This window comes from Klebsiella sp. PK01 (genome assembly GCF_057624675.1).
On the sequence record NZ_JBYEZM010000002.1, the window covers coordinates 676,535 to 693,127 of the forward strand.

The 16,593-nt window shown below is 54.1% G+C and carries 14 protein-coding genes and 1 tRNA gene; 4 read left to right on the top strand and 11 right to left on the bottom strand.

Annotated elements, in window-relative coordinates; genetic code table 11:
* Positions 1 to 3: 3 nt before the first annotated feature.
* Positions 4 to 1,089: a chorismate synthase gene (aroC, locus tag AC22LX_RS08395; RefSeq protein WP_063447744.1), complete on the bottom strand. Its 1,086-nt coding sequence runs from the start codon at positions 1,087 to 1,089 to the stop codon at positions 4 to 6.
* A gap of 39 nt (positions 1,090 to 1,128) precedes the next feature.
* A complete protein-coding gene (prmB, locus tag AC22LX_RS08400; RefSeq protein ID WP_047043358.1) occupies positions 1,129 to 2,061 on the bottom strand; it encodes a 50S ribosomal protein L3 N(5)-glutamine methyltransferase in 933 nt (310 codons plus the stop codon).
* A 166-nt stretch (positions 2,062 to 2,227) separates the two neighbouring features.
* On the opposite strand from prmB, the gene smrB reads away from it, so the two are divergent.
* Complete coding sequence (gene smrB, locus AC22LX_RS08405; RefSeq protein WP_045391516.1) at positions 2,228 to 2,779, top strand: endonuclease SmrB; 552 nt, start codon at positions 2,228 to 2,230, stop codon at positions 2,777 to 2,779.
* A gap of 23 nt (positions 2,780 to 2,802) precedes the next feature.
* Here smrB and sixA read toward each other — a convergent pair whose 3' ends face one another.
* The 4 genes from sixA to AC22LX_RS08425 all read right to left on the bottom strand — a co-directional run bounded on the left by sixA (position 2,803) and on the right by AC22LX_RS08425 (position 7,397).
* Positions 2,803 to 3,288, bottom strand: a complete 486-nt coding sequence (gene sixA / locus AC22LX_RS08410) for a phosphohistidine phosphatase SixA (RefSeq protein WP_045391518.1) — start codon at positions 3,286 to 3,288, stop codon at positions 2,803 to 2,805.
* A gap of 210 nt (positions 3,289 to 3,498) precedes the next feature.
* A complete protein-coding gene (gene fadJ, locus AC22LX_RS08415) occupies positions 3,499 to 5,643 on the bottom strand; it encodes a fatty acid oxidation complex subunit alpha FadJ (protein WP_487333912.1) in 2,145 nt (714 codons plus the stop codon).
* Positions 5,643 to 6,953, bottom strand: a complete 1,311-nt coding sequence (gene fadI / locus AC22LX_RS08420) for an acetyl-CoA C-acyltransferase FadI (RefSeq protein WP_045391522.1) — start codon at positions 6,951 to 6,953, stop codon at positions 5,643 to 5,645. Before fadI ends, fadJ begins: the two co-directional genes overlap by 1 nt.
* Before the next feature lie 159 nt (positions 6,954 to 7,112).
* Entirely contained in the window at positions 7,113 to 7,397 is a 285-nt protein-coding gene (locus AC22LX_RS08425) for a YfcZ/YiiS family protein (protein WP_015706185.1), read from the bottom strand.
* Between the two features lie 371 nt (positions 7,398 to 7,768).
* Here AC22LX_RS08425 and fadL point away from each other — a divergent pair, with 371 nt between their 5' ends.
* Positions 7,769 to 9,091, top strand: a complete 1,323-nt coding sequence (gene fadL, locus AC22LX_RS08430; RefSeq protein ID WP_045391524.1) for a long-chain fatty acid transporter FadL — start codon at positions 7,769 to 7,771, stop codon at positions 9,089 to 9,091.
* A 66-nt stretch (positions 9,092 to 9,157) separates the two neighbouring features.
* Here fadL and mlaA read toward each other — a convergent pair whose 3' ends face one another.
* Positions 9,158 to 9,919: a phospholipid-binding lipoprotein MlaA gene (mlaA, locus tag AC22LX_RS08435; protein WP_045376992.1), complete on the bottom strand. Its 762-nt coding sequence runs from the start codon at positions 9,917 to 9,919 to the stop codon at positions 9,158 to 9,160.
* 247 nt (positions 9,920 to 10,166) lie between these two features.
* Here mlaA and AC22LX_RS08440 point away from each other — a divergent pair, with 247 nt between their 5' ends.
* Together AC22LX_RS08440 and AC22LX_RS08445 are read left to right on the top strand one after the other, a co-directional pair.
* Positions 10,167 to 11,078, top strand: a complete 912-nt coding sequence (locus AC22LX_RS08440; RefSeq protein ID WP_063447746.1) for a formate/nitrite transporter family protein — start codon at positions 10,167 to 10,169, stop codon at positions 11,076 to 11,078.
* Positions 11,079 to 11,152: 74 nt separating this feature from the next.
* Positions 11,153 to 11,227, top strand: a tRNA-Arg gene (locus tag AC22LX_RS08445).
* Between the two features lie 24 nt (positions 11,228 to 11,251).
* Here the strand turns inward: AC22LX_RS08445 and AC22LX_RS08450 are convergent.
* From AC22LX_RS08450 to tla1, 4 genes are all read right to left on the bottom strand, one after another.
* Positions 11,252 to 12,373: a hypothetical protein gene (locus tag AC22LX_RS08450; protein ID WP_063447747.1), complete on the bottom strand. Its 1,122-nt coding sequence runs from the start codon at positions 12,371 to 12,373 to the stop codon at positions 11,252 to 11,254.
* A gap of 74 nt (positions 12,374 to 12,447) precedes the next feature.
* Positions 12,448 to 14,892 (bottom strand): T6SS phospholipase effector Tle1-like catalytic domain-containing protein, encoded by a 2,445-nt coding sequence (locus AC22LX_RS08455; RefSeq protein ID WP_063447748.1) that lies wholly within the window; start codon positions 14,890 to 14,892, stop codon positions 12,448 to 12,450.
* Positions 14,880 to 15,452 (bottom strand): DUF3304 domain-containing protein, encoded by a 573-nt coding sequence (locus AC22LX_RS08460; RefSeq protein WP_045391536.1) that lies wholly within the window; start codon positions 15,450 to 15,452, stop codon positions 14,880 to 14,882. The genes AC22LX_RS08455 and AC22LX_RS08460 overlap by 13 nt, the downstream gene beginning before the upstream one ends.
* A 48-nt stretch (positions 15,453 to 15,500) precedes the next feature.
* On the bottom strand, positions 15,501 to 16,280 hold the full coding sequence (gene tla1, locus AC22LX_RS08465) for a toxin Tle1 chaperone Tla1 (RefSeq protein WP_045391539.1): 780 nt from the start codon (positions 16,278 to 16,280) through the stop codon (positions 15,501 to 15,503).
* Positions 16,281 to 16,593 lie beyond the last annotated feature (313 nt).

Genomic DNA, 16,593 nt, shown 5'->3' on the forward strand with positions numbered 1-16,593 from the left:
CGGTTACCAGTGTGGTATTGTTGTCGTCACGTCGCCATTCTGCGCGCGCTGACGCATAAAGTGATCCATTAACACGATAGCCAGCATGGCCTCGGCGATTGGAACCGCGCGAATGCCGACGCACGGATCGTGACGCCCTTTGGTGATCATTTCGACTTCTTCGCCGAAGCGGTTAATCGTATGACCGGGAACGGTAATACTGGAGGTTGGCTTCAGCGCGATGTTAGCAACAATTTGCTGACCGCTGCTGATACCGCCAAGAATGCCGCCGGCGTGGTTACTCTGGAAGCCAGCTTTGGTGATTTCGTCGCGGTTTTCACTGCCGCGCAGTTTGACCACCTCAAAACCATCGCCGATTTCTACCCCTTTCACCGCGTTGATGCTCATCAGCGCGTGGGCGATATCGGCATCCAGACGGTCGAAGACCGGCTCGCCGAGGCCCGGAGGAACGCCGTCCGCCACGACGGTCACTTTCGCGCCGATCGAGTCGCCCTCTTTTTTCAGGCCGCGCATCAGTTCATCCAGCGCCTCGATTTTATCCGGATCCGGGCAGAAGAATGGGTTCTGCTCAACCTGATCCCAGTCTTTGATAGCCAGCGGAATATCGCCCATCTGCGTCAGGCAGCCGCGGATAACAATACCGAATTTGGCCGCGAGGAATTTTTTGGCAATCGCCCCGGCCGCCACGCGCATCGCGGTTTCACGCGCGGACGAACGCCCGCCGCCGCGATAGTCGCGCAGGCCATATTTCTGCTCGTAGGTGTAATCCGCATGGCCCGGACGGAACACATCTTTAATCGCGCCGTAGTCCTGAGAACGCTGATCGGTGTTCTCAATCAGCAGGCCAATGCTGGTGCCGGTGGTCACGCCTTCGAAGACGCCAGAGAGGATTTTCACCTGGTCCGGTTCGCGGCGCTGGGTGGTGTAACGCGATGTCCCAGGGCGACGGCGATCCAGGTCGTGCTGCAGGTCGGCTTCGGTCAGCGGAATGCCTGGCGGCACCCCATCGACGATGCAGCCCAGCGCCAGGCCGTGCGATTCGCCGAAGGTGGTGACGCGAAAGAGTTGTCCAATTGTATTTCCTGCCATCACGGCTCCGTTCTTTTCGTTATGTTTGCGTGTTGTTTTTTAGTCTTTATAAATGCCGAAATGCGCGCGCGCGTCAATGAGCTGCTGTTTAGTCAGCATAAAGACGCCATCACCGCCGTTATCAAACTCAAGCCAGGTGAACGGCACGTCCGGGTACTGCTCCATCAGATGTACCATGCTGTTACCGACTTCACAAATCAGAATACCGTCGTCGTTGAGGTAATCCGGCGCGCAGCCGAGAATGCGGCGCGTCAGCTTCAGACCATCGCTGCCGGAAGCCAGACCCAGCACCGGCTCATGCTCATACTCGTCCGGCAGGTCAGCCATATCTTCTTCATCAACGTACGGCGGATTGGTCACGATTAGATCGTACTGCAGCTTCGGCAGATCGCGGAACAGATCGGAGCGGATCGGGGTAACCTGGTTAATCAGGCCATGCTCTTCAACGTTATGTTCGGCAACGGCCAGCGCGTCCGGGGAGATATCGACAGCGTCGACTTCGGCTTCCGGGAAGGCATAGGCGCAGGCGATAGCAATGCAGGCGCTACCGGTACACATATCGAGAATATGTTGCGGTTTATGGTTTATCAGCCCGGCGAACTGGTTATTGATCAGTTCGCCAATCGGCGAACGCGGTACCAGCACGCGCTCATCGACATAGAATTCATGGCCGCAGAACCACGCTTTGTTGGTCAGGTAAGCGACGGGAATACGTTCGTTGACGCGGCGAATCACGCGCTCGACGATACGATGTTTTTCGCTGGAGGTCAGGCGCGCGGCGCGCATATCTTCCGGTATATCTAACGGCAGGTACAGTGAGGGTAATACCAGCTGTACGGCCTCATCCCACGGGTTATCGGTACCATGACCGTACCAGATGTTGGCGGCGCTAAAACGACTTACCGCCCAACGCAGCATGTCCTGAATGGTCTGCAGCTCATTGACCGCTTCATCAACAAAAATTTTATCCACGCAATCCTCCAGGGCACGCTCTGCTATAAATTCGGCGGCTAGTTTGCCACGACGGCGGCGATAAATCAGCATTCTTGCGCAGCCGGAGTGGGGAAAAATAGGTTTTCCTTGCCTGAAGCGCGGGCGAGTCGGGTAAACTACCGAAAAGAAATAGTGAGATTGGGCAATGAAAAAGAAAACACCGCTAAGCGCGGAGGATCAGGCGCTGTTCCGCCAGCTAATGACCGGCACCCGGCAAATTAAACAGGACACCATCGTACACCGCCCGCAGCGCAAGAAACTCAGCGAGGTACCGCCCAAGCGATTGCTGCAGGAACAGGTGGATAACAGCCACTATTTTTCCGACGAATTTCAGCCGTTGCTCAACACGGAAGGCGCGATGAAGTATGTGCGCGCGGATGTCAGCCATTTTGAGCTGAAAAAACTGCGCCGCGGCGACTATTCGCCGGAGCTGTTTCTCGATCTGCACGGTTTAACCCAACAGCAGGCGAAACAAGAACTCGGCGCGCTGATTGCCGCCTGCCGCCGCGAACACGTCTTCTGCGCCTGCGTGATGCACGGGCACGGCAAACATATCCTCAAGCAGCAAACGCCGCTGTGGCTGGCGCAACATCCGCATATTATGGCGTTCCATCAGGCACCAAAAGAGTACGGCGGCGATGCCGCGCTATTGGTACTGATTGAAGTTGAAGAGTGGTTGCCGCCGGAGCTTCCGTAAACGGAAGCTCCGGGGGGAAAGCCTTAGATTGCTTTCGCCATTCTCAAATTGCAGGGGCTCATCTGCCAGGTGAATTCGCCCTTGCCGTCGGCGTCGAGGGTGACGCAGGCAATGGCTGAGGTCGTAAACATCGGGGGCGTTTCCCCCGGGCACAGCTCTGAGACGAGGTACCCCACCAGCGGCAGGTGTGAAACGACCAGCGCCGTTTTCACGCCTTCATTTGCCAGCGCCTGAAGATAAGCGCTGACCATCCCTACATCGCCGCATGGCGTGAGTTCCGGCATCACGTCGACATCTTTCGGCAGGTTCATGCACTCCCCTACTATGTCCAGAGTTTGCTCTGCACGCAGGTAAGGGCTGACAAGCACCCGCTCAATATCCACTTTTTGACCTTTCAGCCAGGTTGCCATCTGACGAGATTCGTCACAACCGCAAACGGTTAAGGGACGAACGGAGTCACTGGCTGCATCGAGGGCAGCGTCGCCGTGACGCATGATAAAAACTTGCATATTGCACCGCTTTTGTTAACCAGAATCACCGCAACTCGCTCTGCGTAAACAATACGCAGGCGACCCGGTGGCCGGGCATTGTGCCTGATCCATCCAACGAATGAAACGCTGTTTTTTACCTCAATGGCGTAAGTATAGTCAATATTTGTTTACAAAACAGCCAATCAACAGCGCCAGCCAACGTAAGATTTACCTTCTTTTGACCACAACTTAGGTCGTCCGTTCACCAGTGGGCCAAAAGGTCGCCCCCTGCTCGGCCATGCGTAATAAGGTGTCGCACGGAGAAAAACGAGGGCCGTACTGTGCGGCCAGACGCTGCAAGATTGCGGCGACTTCACCCGCGCCGAGGCTATCCATATAGCGGAACGGGCCGCCGAGAAACGGCGGAAAACCTATTCCAAAGACGGCGCCAATGTCGCCATCGCGCGCGCTGCGCACGATCTGTTCATCAAAACAGCGCGCCGCTTCGTTGAGCATCATCATCACGCAGCGTTCAGCAACCTGCTGAGCAGACAAACGCGCCTGCGGACTGGCTACTGCCAATAATGGGTAAATAGCGGGGTCAGCCTGTTTTTTGCTTTTACGCCTTTTTGTCTCATAAAGATAGAAACCGCGATTATTTTTTCTCCCTTTGCGATCGTCCTTCAAAATCGCGTCAATGATGTTTGCAGGCGGGCTAAAACGTTCACCAAAAGCGGTCTCCAGTACCGGGATAATCTTAGTGCCGGTATCAATGCCGACTTCATCCAGCAACTGAATAGGTCCGACCGGGAAACCAAATTTAACCAATGCATTATCAATATGTTCGACCGGCTCGCCTTCCAGCAGCAGGCGCATGGCTTCATTGATATAGGGCGCCAGAATACGGTTAACATAAAAACCGGCGCGATCCGCGACCACGATTGGCGTTTTCCCCTGCAGCTTCGCGAGCTTGACCACCGTGGCGATAGTTTGCTCATCGGTCGTTGCGTGCGGGATAACCTCAACAAGCGGCATTTTTTCGACCGGGCTGAAAAAATGCAGACCGATGACCTTCTCCGGCCGGGCGGCCTGAGCGGCGATCTCGCCGATCGGTAACGATGAGGTGTTAGAGGCAAAGATCGTTTCCGGCCCGCAGCATTGTTCGATCTCGGCAACCATCCGCTGCTTGAGCGCCAGATCCTCAAACACCGCTTCGATCACCACATCGCGATGGGCAAAGCCATGATAATCTGTGGCCCCGGAAATCAGCGCCAGCTGACGATCGCGTTCACTGGCGCGCAGATAGCGGCGACGCACCTGCTTATCCAGCAGATCCCAGCTGTACTTCAGCGCATGATTGATGCCTTTCGCCTGAATGTCTTTTATGCGTACCGGCAGACCGCCTTTACAAGCGGTGACGTAAGCAATACCGCCTCCCATTAAACCACCGCCTAGCACGCCAATGCTTTTAAGCGCAGCAGGGTCAGCCTCGGCGCCACGATCTTTTTTCAGATCGGTACTGGCAAAGAAAATAGAGCGTAACGCTTGCGATTGCGGCGTCATCGCCAGTTCGCCAAACGCCCGCGCCTCTTCTGCATAACCGCTGCTGCAGCCGTGCGCCAGTCCGTTTTCTATCACCTGTAAAATACGCTCTGCCGCCGGGTAATTACCCTGCGTTTTTTGCCGGGTCTTTTTTGCCGCCATGCGGAACAGCAGCTGACGGCCCAGAGGCCCGGCAAGCACCCGTTCGCGCGCCGGTACTGTTCGGCTCGCCGGCCGGCCCTGTAGCGCCAACTCAACCGCGGTCTGTAGCAATATCGATTGCGGGACAACATCGTCCACCAGACCGGCTTTCAGCGCCTGACGCGGACGCAATTGTTTACCGGTGAGGATCATTTCGAGCGCCGTACTGACGCCAATCAGCCGCGGCAGGCGTTGAGTGCCGCCCGATCCCGGTAGCAACCCCAGCTGTACTTCCGGCAATCCCAACCGCGTTTTATCATCATCGCTACAGACTCGCCCATGACAGGCCAGCGCCAGCTCCAGGCCGCCGCCAAGGCAGGCGCCGTGAATGGCGGCAATCACCGGGATAGAAAGCGCGTTGATCTCGGCCATGATCTGCTGACCCTGACGCGCCAGCGCTTCGGCCTCTGCGGCGCTGGTACAACGAGCAATCATGTTGATATCGGCGCCGGCGATAAAGTTATCGGGTTTAGCGGAGATAAATACAGCGCCGCGCAGCGCTTTATTCTCGCGGAGCTGACGGATAATCGCCCGTACCTCGCCGCCGAACTCGGCTTTCAGTGTGTTCATCTTTTCGCCGGGCGCGTCGATGGTGATAACGGCGATATTATCCGGGCGAACTTCAAGCGTAAAAGCTGTTGCCGCTTCCATTATTCGGCCTCCAGAACCATAGCTGAACCTAAACCCCCTGCCGCGCAGGCGGTAACCAGACCAAATCCGCCGCCGCGGCGCCGGAGTTCATGCAAGGTCTGCGTAATCATGCGCGCGCCGGTCGCCGCAAAGGGGTGTCCGTAAGCGATAGAGCCGCCCAGCACATTGAACTTGCTGGCATCGACTTCCCCGGTCGCCTGCGCGCGGCCCAGAACTTCCCGGGCGAAACGATTGCTGGCTAAACATTGTAAATTCGCCAACGTCTGCGCCGCGAAAGCCTCATGCATATCAATCAGCGTGAGGTCTGCAAGGGTAATTCCGGCCCTGTCGAGCGCCAGGGGAGTCGCCCACGCAGGGCCCAGCAGCATATCCTGCCAGACATCAATAGCGGTGAAAGCGTAGCTACGCAGATAGCCCAGCGGCGTTAACCCCAACTCTTTGGCCCGGGATTCGGTCATCATGATCACCGCGGCGGCGCCGTCGGTAAGCGGCGTACTGTTTGCTGCCGTCACGCTGCCGTGTTTACGATCGAACGCCGGACGTAACTTCTGGTAATCCGCGAGGGTTGAATTTTTACGAATATTGTTGTCCTGTTCCAGCGGCTCGCGATAAGGCGGCACATAGGCCGTCATCACTTCACTGGCCAATTTGCCCTCTTCCCAGGCGCGGGCGGCAAGCTGATGCGAGCGCAGCGCCAGCGCGTCCTGATCTTCACGGCTGATGCCCCAGGTTTTCGCCATCTGCTCAGCGGTGTCGCCCATCCGCAGGCCGGTTGAGTATTCCGCGACAGCTGGCGGCACCGGTAAAAGATCGCGCAGGCGCAGGCGGGAAAAGAGTTTTAGCCGTTGACCAAGGGTACGCGCTTTATTGGCATCCACCAGGGTGCGGGCCAGTTTTTTACTCACGCCGATGGGGAGAACGGAAGAGGAATCCGCGCCGCCGGCAATGCCCGCGCGGATCGTGCCGGCCATCAGGCTTTCGGCAATATTGGCTACCGCCTGAAAACTGGTGGCGCAGGCGCGACTAACACTATAGGCGTCGGTATGCACATTCATGCCGGTACCGAGCACGATTTCACGAGCAATATTAGGCGCTTCCGGCATCTGCACAACCTGGCCAAAGACCAGCTGTTCAATCACTTCCGGGGGAACTTCACTGCGCGCCAGCATTTCGCCGACGACCATTTTACCCAGATCAACGGCCGGAACGCCGTGATACGCCGTCGCCTGACGGGCAAATGGGGTACGTAAACCGCTGACAATGGCAATGCGATCGCCCTGACGGGTGATAAGCGGTAATGCCTGACTCATAACACTCCCCTGTTAACCGATAAAACCAAGTGGTCTGACCTGATAACTAGTCTTAACTAATTTTTTACATTAAGCCAATCGGGGAAGAGAAAAAGTGGGAGCCAAAACACATTGAATAGAAAAGATAACGCCTCAGGAAAGAGGCGTTAAGAGAGAGGATTAACGTAACCCCAGCTGGAAGATCAGCGATTCCGCTTCGCAGCTAAAAACAAAATCGATATTCAGCTGCACGCCGCCGTCAACATCGGTGAACGTCGAGTTAATTTTGCACGGTTCAGACTCAACATTGCGGGCTTTTTCGCTCAGCGCGGCGAGCGTCGCTTCCGCTTCAGCGCGGTTGGCAAACACGCGGCTGTAGGAGGCGGTGCAGTCGGTGTTGTCCACAATGGTGCCAACATCCATACAGCAGCAAACTGGGGTTTCATCAGCGCTACATTTACTCATCGTAGATTTCCTCTGTATATGCACCTTTGGTGCCAGACAAATAATGCGCCTATTTTACGCCCGCCCCCGGCCGCCCTCCAGTTGTTAATAGCAAGAAAACGGTTAAGTGACAGAAATCACACTTAAAAATGATCCAAAACAAAAATGCCCCACTTTGGGCATGACGCACCGGGGCAATTTTGCCAGCTGGATCGCGTTTCTGTTATCACAATTGAAAAATCTCATAAACAAACTTGCAACAACTCATCTGGTCAGACCTATACTCAGGCCACTGGTCTGATTTCTCTGTCGTAAAGCAGACCCTACACTTCGCGCTTCTGTTACGGCATGTAACATAGTTTAAATAAAAATAACTCAATGAGGTTATGGGCATGAGCCAGAAAACCCGCTTTACCCAATCTGCCCTTGCAGTGGCTGTAGCACTTGTTTCAACCCAAGCCTGGTCCGCAGGATTCCAGTTAAATGAATTCTCCTCTTCCGGTCTTGGTCGTGCCTATTCCGGTGAAGGGGCAATCGCTGACGATGCGGGCAACGCCAGCCGTAACCCCGCGTTAATCATGATGTTTGACCGCCCGACGATGTCGGCAGGCGCCGTCTTCGTCGACCCGGACGTTAATGTTTCTGGTACCTCGCCTACCGGTAAAAGTCTGAATGCAGACAATATTGCCCCAACGGCATGGGTACCAAACTTCCACTTTGTTTCGCCAATAAACGAGCAGTTTGGTTGGGGCGCATCTATTACCTCTAACTATGGTCTCGCGACTGAGTTTGCTGATGACTATGCTGCCGGCAGTATGGGTGGCAAAACCGATCTCACCACCGTTAACCTCAATTTAAGCGGCGCCTATCGCCTGAACAGCAACTGGAGCTTTGGTTTAGGGTTTGATGCGGTGTATGCGAAAGCGAAAATCGAACGCTACGCAGGTGATTTAGGACAAATCGTTGCCGGTTCCGGCAAGCTGCCTCCAGCGCTAGCGGGCCGGGTCTCCCAGATCCCTGCAGACACTCAGATTGCGCATTTGAACGGCAACGAATGGGGCTTCGGCTGGAACGCCGGTATCCTGTATGAGCTGGACAAAAACAACCGCTACGGTTTCACCTACCGCTCTGAAGTTAAAATCGACTTTGATGGCAACTATAAGAGCGATCTGCCGTCCGCGTATAACCAGATCCTCGGCAACTTCGGTCTACCGGCCGGTACCGATGGCCGTACCACTAACGGCGCGCTGACTCTCAATCTGCCAGAAATGTGGGAGCTGTCGGGTTATAACCGCGTCGCGCCGCAGTGGGCAGTGCACTATAGCCTGACCTACACCAGCTGGAGCCAGTTCCAGGAGCTGAAGGCCACCGGCAGCAATGGTCAGACGCTGTTCTATAAAGATGAAGGCTTTAAAGATGCTTATCGCATCGCGCTGGGTACCACCTATTACTATGACGATAACTGGACCTTCCGTACCGGTATCGCCTTCGATGATAGCCCGATTCCGGCTGGCACCCGCTCCATCTCTATCCCGGATCAGGATCGCCTGTGGCTGAGCGCCGGTACCACCTACGCGTTCAATAAAGATGCTTCAGTGGATGTCGGCGTCTCTTACATGCACGGTCAGCACGTAGAAATTAAAGAAGGTCCTTACACCTTCCGTTCTGAAGGTACCGCCTGGCTGTACGGCGCGAACTTCAACTACCGCTTCTGATAAGCAAACGATATAAAAAAAGGGTGAACATCATGTTCACCCTTTTTCTTTTATGAATCGCGTGGATTACTGCGAATCGATATCTTTCAGCTCATCCTGAATCGCCTGCGCGTTCGGGTTGTCTGCCGGCGTCAGCTTACCGCCGTTAGCGATAAAGTCGTGCCGCTGGAAGTAGGCTTCACGCATCAGGATGTACGGATCGGAAGACTGGCGCAGCAGGCCATCGGAATCCAGCAGCTGAGCGCGAGTTTCAATCCCTTCTACCGCCCATTTACCGATAGACATCGGCCAGGTCAGCCAGGAGAGTACCGGATACAGGCCATCGGCCATGTCGCCGCCCTCATCACGCAGGGTGAAACTGCCGTAGAACGGTAACTGTACGTACGGGCCGTAGCCCACGCCGTAGTGGCCCAGCGTGCTACCGAAACGATGCGGTTCAACGCGCTGCAGCTGCGGATTCGCCATACCGGCCACGTCGATCAAGCCGCCCATCCCAAGAATGGTGTTAAGGAAGAAGCGAGTGAAATGCACCATGCCTTTATAGGGATCGCCCTGCAGGAAGGAGTTGACCATTACCGCCGGTTCTTCAAGGTTGCTGGTGAAGTTGCTTAAACCATTACGCGCCGGTTGCGGCACATAATCACGCCAGGCGACGGCAACGGGGCGCAGTACATAAGGATCAACCACATTAAAGTTGAAGTTGAACATGGTACGGTTAAACCCTTCAAGCGGATCTGAACGCCCCTGCGACCGATCGTCAGTGCTGGAACTGGCGCATCCCACCAGCAATGTGGCGCCAAGCGCAAGCGCCGACAGGCGATAATTCATAGGTTTCTCCCTGTTAATTCTGGCTATCGCTGGAGGCATCCGGGACGGCGCCCCCATTAGCATTTTATCGTTGGGTAGCTGCTTTCAGCATAGCCTTCTTTGGCATCAATGTAGCTTCCCGATTCTATACATATTTTGCAATATTCGTATTGCTATTCTTGCCATTGCGCTGAATTTAGGAGCATATCCTGTGCCGCCGCGCTGATTTCTCTCTACGCTTAGTAACAAATACAAAGGGAGAGCAGCCATGACCCGACAAAATAGCGCCACCGGCACACATGATAGCGATGAACGAGAAGTTGAAAGCGAAGAGAAGCAACATGGCGAGAAAATAGAAGTGGATGAGGAGCGTCTGCCTTCGCAGGCAATGGCCACCCATGAGGTGATTCGCCAGGAGGGTGAAAAGGAGCTCGAGCGCGATGCCATGGCGCTACTGTGGTCAGCGATTGCCGCCGGCTTATCAATTAGCGCTTCGCTGGTGGCCAAGGGAATTTTTCATGTTCACCTCAGCGCCCTGCCCGGCGGTTATTTGTTGGAGAATTTGGGTTACACCTTCGGCTTTATTATCGTCATTCTCGCCCGCCAGCAGCTGTTTACGGAGAATACCGTTACCGCCGTGCTGCCGATTATGCATAAACCCAGCGCCGGTAATATTGCGCTATTGCTGCGCCTGTGGGGCGTGGTGTTATTAGGTAATTTATTGGGTGGCGCTATCGCCGCCTGGGCGTTTAATATCATGCCGATTTTCGATGACGCCACTCGTGAGGCGTTTCACAGCATCAGCCAGAAAGTCATGGAGAATACGCCTGGCGAGATGTTCGCCAATGCGATTATTTCCGGCTGGCTGGTGGCGACAATGGTCTGGATGTTCCCGGCCGCCGGCTCGGCGAAAGTCATCGTTATCATCCTGATGACCTGGCTGATTGCACTGGCGGATACCACGCATATCGTCGTCGGCAGTGTGGAAATTTTCTATCTGATTTTCAGCGGCGCCCTGCCCTGGCAAGAGTTCTTCTGGCCCTTCGCGTTGCCGACGCTTGCCGGCAATATCTGCGGCGGCACCTTTATCTTCGCCCTGCTAAGCCACGCCCAGATTCGCAACGACATGACCCAGGAACAGAAAGCCAAAGCGAAGGCCGAAGCAGATAAAAAGGGCTAAACGGCTGCAAATTAAGCAATTAATCGCAATGCGCTTAACGGGCGGCGGAAAAAACGCTATAATCCCGCCGCCTTGTCCCCTTAGTTAAATGGATATAACGAGCCCCTCCTAAGGGCTAGTTGCAGGTTCGATTCCTGCAGGGGACACCATGTTTACCTCATATTACGGCTATTTCAATTCTCTTCCCCACCCGGTTTAACGATCCCAAGTGCCAGCGTATGTTGCGGATCGCGGGCTATCCAACTACAAGGTCGGCGAAAATACTCAGCACTTATCGCGGCAAGCGCGATGACTATTAACATTTCCATCTCGCCACAGTTGCCCCAATAAACATCCTGCCGATGGCGGGTAATATTCCAGCCGCAGCCAGATAGCGTAGGCTGCGCAAACAGTATGCAGGCGTCAGGCGCCTCTTCGAGCCCGATTTGCCGCTCCGCTCGAGAGCAAGTCTCTGATAATGTTTCTTTATCTGTAACATCGTACACTTCACCGCGAGTGAGGCAGACGGAGCCGCCCTTACCAACCAGCCATAATGCCGCCGACTCGCCGGCTGGCAGTACCGAGTAAAAGGAAGCCATTAGCGAGTGGCACCCGGCCACCAGAATCGCTTCATTGCTCGCTAAGGTGTCGCTTATCGCAGCAAATTCCGCAAGGCTCTGTTCGCCTCGCCACAACCGTGGCTCAGCAGGCAACCCGACTGTAGGAAATGTCGCCTGCATCTGAGCGCAAAATGCCTGCCAGGCGCGGCGCGAACCCTGCCAGTAACAGCACCGTAAATCAGGTAACCCGGCGTGGAGGCGTTGTTCCTTCCATTGCAGCACCAGCATTTTCGCGAGCTGTACCTCGCGTTCATGCGCAGGCTCAACCAAGGTACGGGCAACTCGTAATGCCTTGCCGCTCGCCTCGTTTTTTACCTCTGCGGGACGCTGTTCATGTTTGAGCAGGCGCCACCAATGCGTATTCGTTGATCCAGACGGCCCGAGCAACACTACGTCACTTAACGTAAAATGCAGCTGATGCTCTGCCCACCACTCCTGCTGATACTGACTGACCAGCCAGTAATAGTATTGAGCGTAATGAACCGACAGCCGGTAATAGAGGAGACGAAGCATCCACAGTATCACCATCACTATCGCACTGCCGCATGACACTATGCCGACAACGTTTCCGACAGGCTGAAGTATTAGCTCCCCGATTCCCGAGAACACCACCACTATCAAGCTTATCGACAGCCAGAGCACACCATATGGCGGGCTGGCAACCTGGTAAGGCGGATATTCAGGTAATGGCCTCATCTTCCATATCCGCACAATAGGTGCAGAGTAAGGTTCTGGCGTCTTTCCTGTAACATTGTTCGCTCCTGCTCCAACTATACCAGCAGCGCTGAGGCTATTGATTCCGTCCAACGCTTTTCTATTTGTGATTTCTTCAGCGCCAGCCGCTGCTCACTAATCATCTGGGTTTGACCGGCAACGACCAGGCCAGGCTCCATGGTGGGCAACTGTAACTGCGCGGCGTTTTTCAGCATCGATAATGGCTTACCAGAAAGCAGATCGATTGCCTGAGTTTCCAGATAAATAGCCCCCGCAGCGCCAATTACCCCAATAAGCTCACCCATTACCCGCTTCTGTTTAATGATAACGGCGACACCGCCTGCGACCGTCGCTGCCCCAACTACCGCACCAGCAATCATCAGTGGAGTTAGCGGTTTACTACTTCGGCTGCCAAAGTAGATCATCCGCTGCAGAAAATAACTCCCCCACGGCTCGCGGGCTCCTAGAGCGCTGTGCATAAACCATGCGCGGGAATCATGTATTTGCTCGTCGAACAACACCCGTACCAGTCCTGCTGGCAGATGGGCATTACTGCTCTCACCCTGCGGCGGAAAAAGTATTTTTTCTCGCTCGGCGCCTGTGGTTTTTATTTTTAGCCACTCACCGTATTCATCATCACCATTTAGCAGGAAAATCGCATTACTCATTGCGTCGACGGCCTTAAACAACCAATTGCCGTTATCCGTACGCGATAGTCGATGATAATCCTCCCGAAACTCATCTGCCGCCTGACGCAATTGCGTCTGCCCAAGCGCGGCATCAAAATCTTTTGGCCCTTGCGGCAGCATCAGAAACGCGGACTCCTGATCTTGCTCAACAATACGTTTACGCCGTGCTTTTTCTACCGCCTGTTGGGCCTCCTCTCTCTCAGCTTCAGATTTTTTTCTGACCTGCGGATCGCTATCTTTATCCAGTCCATTTGCCGCAGAATCGATGTAAAAGCGCTGGGTCTTGTAGCTACCGCCGGCATAGCGATTAATGCGCCATGCGGTGATCCAAGCGATCTGTTCTTCCAGGGCTCGTTCCAGGCAGAGGGGAGCACGTTGTGGGTCATATTTGGCGGCCAGTTCTTTACTAATATCTTTGGCGTAACTTTCAACACTTAAAGTTAAAGTCTTCCAACTGTTAAAACGCAGAACCACTTCTGGAGAAATATCAAAGTCACGAACTAATTGGACGGGCATAACGCGCCAAAGATCCTTTTGCAAATCAACAGGTAAACTTTGCAGCTTCACCTTTAATGGCGCACCTATATTATAGGCTGCAGCGTATATATCATTCAGCGCAATTTGGGATATTAATTCTAAATCAGAATCACCTTTTCCCTGATCCCCCGGCGGATATCCTCCCCCTATATCCGAGTGCCCCCCCGGATAAATAACCTCCACGCTATTCGCCGGGTATTTGCCGTCCGGGCGGCGAATGGAATCCAGCGGGAAACACAGCCGCTGTTCATGTGCCGAAACCAGATGTACACAGCGTTTGATAAATCCGCCGTAGAACTCTTCATCCGGCAGCTCCTGGCTTCCGTCCGCCCACCCCATATGTCCTTCCGCTACGGGGGCAATATGCGCGACCCCCACTGAAGCAACGGTATCTAACAGGCCCAGAAACTCCACGCTTAATGGGATCTTCAGCTCTCCCACCGCCAGACACTGTTCGGGCTTTGTTTCTCCCTCCCCTGGCTTTGGCAGCAGTTCGCTCAGCCAGTTAACAAAGGTCCTGGCCGCTGCCGCTCCACGAGAAAAACCATACACATACAGCTTAATGCCTAATAGCTTCTGTTTGCCGGGCATAGCGGGCAGCAGCGCTTTGCGCAGATCTGCGGACATTGCATTCAACAGATTATGGATGGTTTCATAGCGGTTAGCGCTGCCGGTCAGGCCAAAGGAAACCATCGATGTTGCCATCTTTTTGACCGCCTTCCAGCTGTCGCCATCCGAGAGCGCATCCTTATCCATGGTCCGTTTGAGAGCATCGACCAGCCGTAGCAGCCCCCAGTTTATCCGGTCTTCGCCGTGTGTTGCCGCGGCGAGTCCCATTATGCTGAAATCCAGATCCATCACCTCCGGGACAGGAGTACCGACGCCGGGAATATAATATTTGTAGTATTTATTGCCGCCACTGTTGCTGGCATCCAGCAGCTCAGGCCCTTTATCCGCCAACCCACCAGCATAACCCTGGCCAATAGTGGCGCGGAACAGGCGGGCAATATTAGTTGGATGCTTCGGATTGGCGACAAAAAGATCGTGATTAAGGTTATTACCGGTGCCATCAAAAAACAGGCTGATATGCAGTGTTTTGCAACAGGGGGGCTCCACGCGCCGCCCGACGGCCAGCGATAATTGCTGTCGGTAGGCCGTTTCAAGGCTCTCCTGGCGGAGGCTATTCTGCCCTACCAGCGCGGCTTGCGTCGGTAAACGTCCTTGCGCCGGAAACGCAGGCGGGTACCATGCCCGCTCGCTAATTATCGCGGACATAATTTCGGCTCCATCATCTTTATAGGTTCCTTAATGGGGTATCCCGGACTGCCGTAGTTGGCACAACTGGTGGTCACTTTGGCCCGATCGCAAGGCAAAAAATGCACGGTGATCCCGCAGGTTTCCTGTCCCGTATAGTCCGGTACCGAAACTAAAAATGAATGATGTCCACCTAATGCATTGATTTTTTTATACCACTCTTGTATTTCATTTGAATAACTTTGCCACGCCTGATAATATTCTTTTTCACTCATTCTAGAGGTATCAGGCCGTTCAGGCTCTGGGATATCAGGAACATCGCTGGCAAAAGCCACCCCCGTTTCCCAGTTCACCTTTACCGTCATCCCTGGTCTCCATTTCGCAGGTACCTGGTAACAGCATCCACCACCGCCCCCCTGATACGGCCCGATAATGTCTATTCCCGACTGGCCATCGACGCTGAAAGCGTTAATCGCCCAACGGGTATGATTGATGGCTTTAATGGTTCCCGCCAGCGCCCCTTGGCTGGCGACAGTCAGCAGCAATGCCACCAGTATCACGCGCGGAAATGTTAGGTTCATGGAATATTCCTTTATCAATAACGAGGCATGTGAGTCATGATTTGGTTTTCATTCTGCAAGAGAGTGCCGTTCCACCAGGGTATTCATCACCCATTCCTCGCGATCGTTGTCCAGCAAAATTCCATTTTTTGTCGCATCCAACATCGCCCGAAAGCAGGCTGAAAAGCGTTCCTCTTGGGAGCTGAACAAGCTGTCCGGCAGACTTCGATGGCGAAGAAATAACCTAACGTCGCAAAGACACATCATCACTTCGAATTGCTCATCACTGAAAGCGATTTTCTGGCATTTTTCACCAAGCCCAAGCGGAGCGCCGTGACCGATCAATAGTGCCGGCCTGGCATCAAGATCCAGCCAGCTCCAGAAGAGTGCGGGACGACGTAGCTGCGCTTGCTGCTCGGGTTGCAGAATATCGGAAAATAGCCACGGAAATAGACGAGCGTCAAAGTAGCGAAAAAGGCCTGATCGCCCCTCATGCGTTGCATCAACGCAGTCAGTTAGCCATTCGGCTAGCGTGGAGAAAGCCCACTGCGACCCTATTGCCAGTAATGGCGTTCTGGTTTGCGTTTTATACGCCAGTTCGATAAACCACTGCCGCTGTAGCGGGGCATTAAGTGCGATACGAATCAGGAGCGGCGCCATTTCGGGCAGAGATTCCTCCGGCAGACCAAGGTAAAGGGACTGCCATTGAAGAGGGGGAGAAAACTCCTCAAGTGCCGGGATAATGGAATAATCGAGACCGCTCTGGTCAATAATAAAATCAAGATACGCCGTTTCTATTTCGGCACAAAGCGGCTCAAGCTTGCTTACCCAGTCACTTATAGATTGCATACTCAATTATGTTTCCCTCTGTAAGAAACGCTCAGGTATGTTGCTATTTCCCCCCTATTTTTATGCTACACACCTTCGCCAACAATAAAAGAATAATGATTGAGATGAGATAAAATTAAGCAACGCCACTAAAAAAATAAAAAATCACTTAAATATATTCATCAATATGAAATAGATAAATCACCCTATGCTAATGGCGTTAAATGTGCATAATCAGGTAACCGGGAGAGCAATCTGCGCTTCGTAGCGCAGATTGCTCAACTCCACCTTAGTCATGCAAACCGGCGTAAGCCCTGAGTCATCTTTTTTTGCA

Coding starts and splice junctions, on each gene's coding strand:
- aroC (WP_063447744.1), bottom strand. CDS start 1,089: ATGGCAGGAAATACAATTGGACAACTCTTTCGCGTCACCACCTTCGGC.
- smrB (WP_045391516.1), top strand. CDS start 2,228: ATGAAAAAGAAAACACCGCTAAGCGCGGAGGATCAGGCGCTGTTCCGC.
- sixA (WP_045391518.1), bottom strand. CDS start 3,288: ATGCAAGTTTTTATCATGCGTCACGGCGACGCTGCCCTCGATGCAGCC.
- fadJ (WP_487333912.1), bottom strand. CDS start 5,643: ATGGAAGCGGCAACAGCTTTTACGCTTGAAGTTCGCCCGGATAATATC.
- fadI (WP_045391522.1), bottom strand. CDS start 6,953: ATGAGTCAGGCATTACCGCTTATCACCCGTCAGGGCGATCGCATTGCC.
- AC22LX_RS08425 (WP_015706185.1), bottom strand. CDS start 7,397: ATGAGTAAATGTAGCGCTGATGAAACCCCAGTTTGCTGCTGTATGGAT.
- fadL (WP_045391524.1), top strand. CDS start 7,769: ATGAGCCAGAAAACCCGCTTTACCCAATCTGCCCTTGCAGTGGCTGTA.
- mlaA (WP_045376992.1), bottom strand. CDS start 9,919: ATGAATTATCGCCTGTCGGCGCTTGCGCTTGGCGCCACATTGCTGGTG.
- AC22LX_RS08440 (WP_063447746.1), top strand. CDS start 10,167: ATGACCCGACAAAATAGCGCCACCGGCACACATGATAGCGATGAACGA.
- AC22LX_RS08450 (WP_063447747.1), bottom strand. CDS start 12,373: ATGAGGCCATTACCTGAATATCCGCCTTACCAGGTTGCCAGCCCGCCA.
- AC22LX_RS08455 (WP_063447748.1), bottom strand. CDS start 14,892: ATGTCCGCGATAATTAGCGAGCGGGCATGGTACCCGCCTGCGTTTCCG.
- AC22LX_RS08460 (WP_045391536.1), bottom strand. CDS start 15,452: ATGAACCTAACATTTCCGCGCGTGATACTGGTGGCATTGCTGCTGACT.
- tla1 (WP_045391539.1), bottom strand. CDS start 16,280: ATGCAATCTATAAGTGACTGGGTAAGCAAGCTTGAGCCGCTTTGTGCC.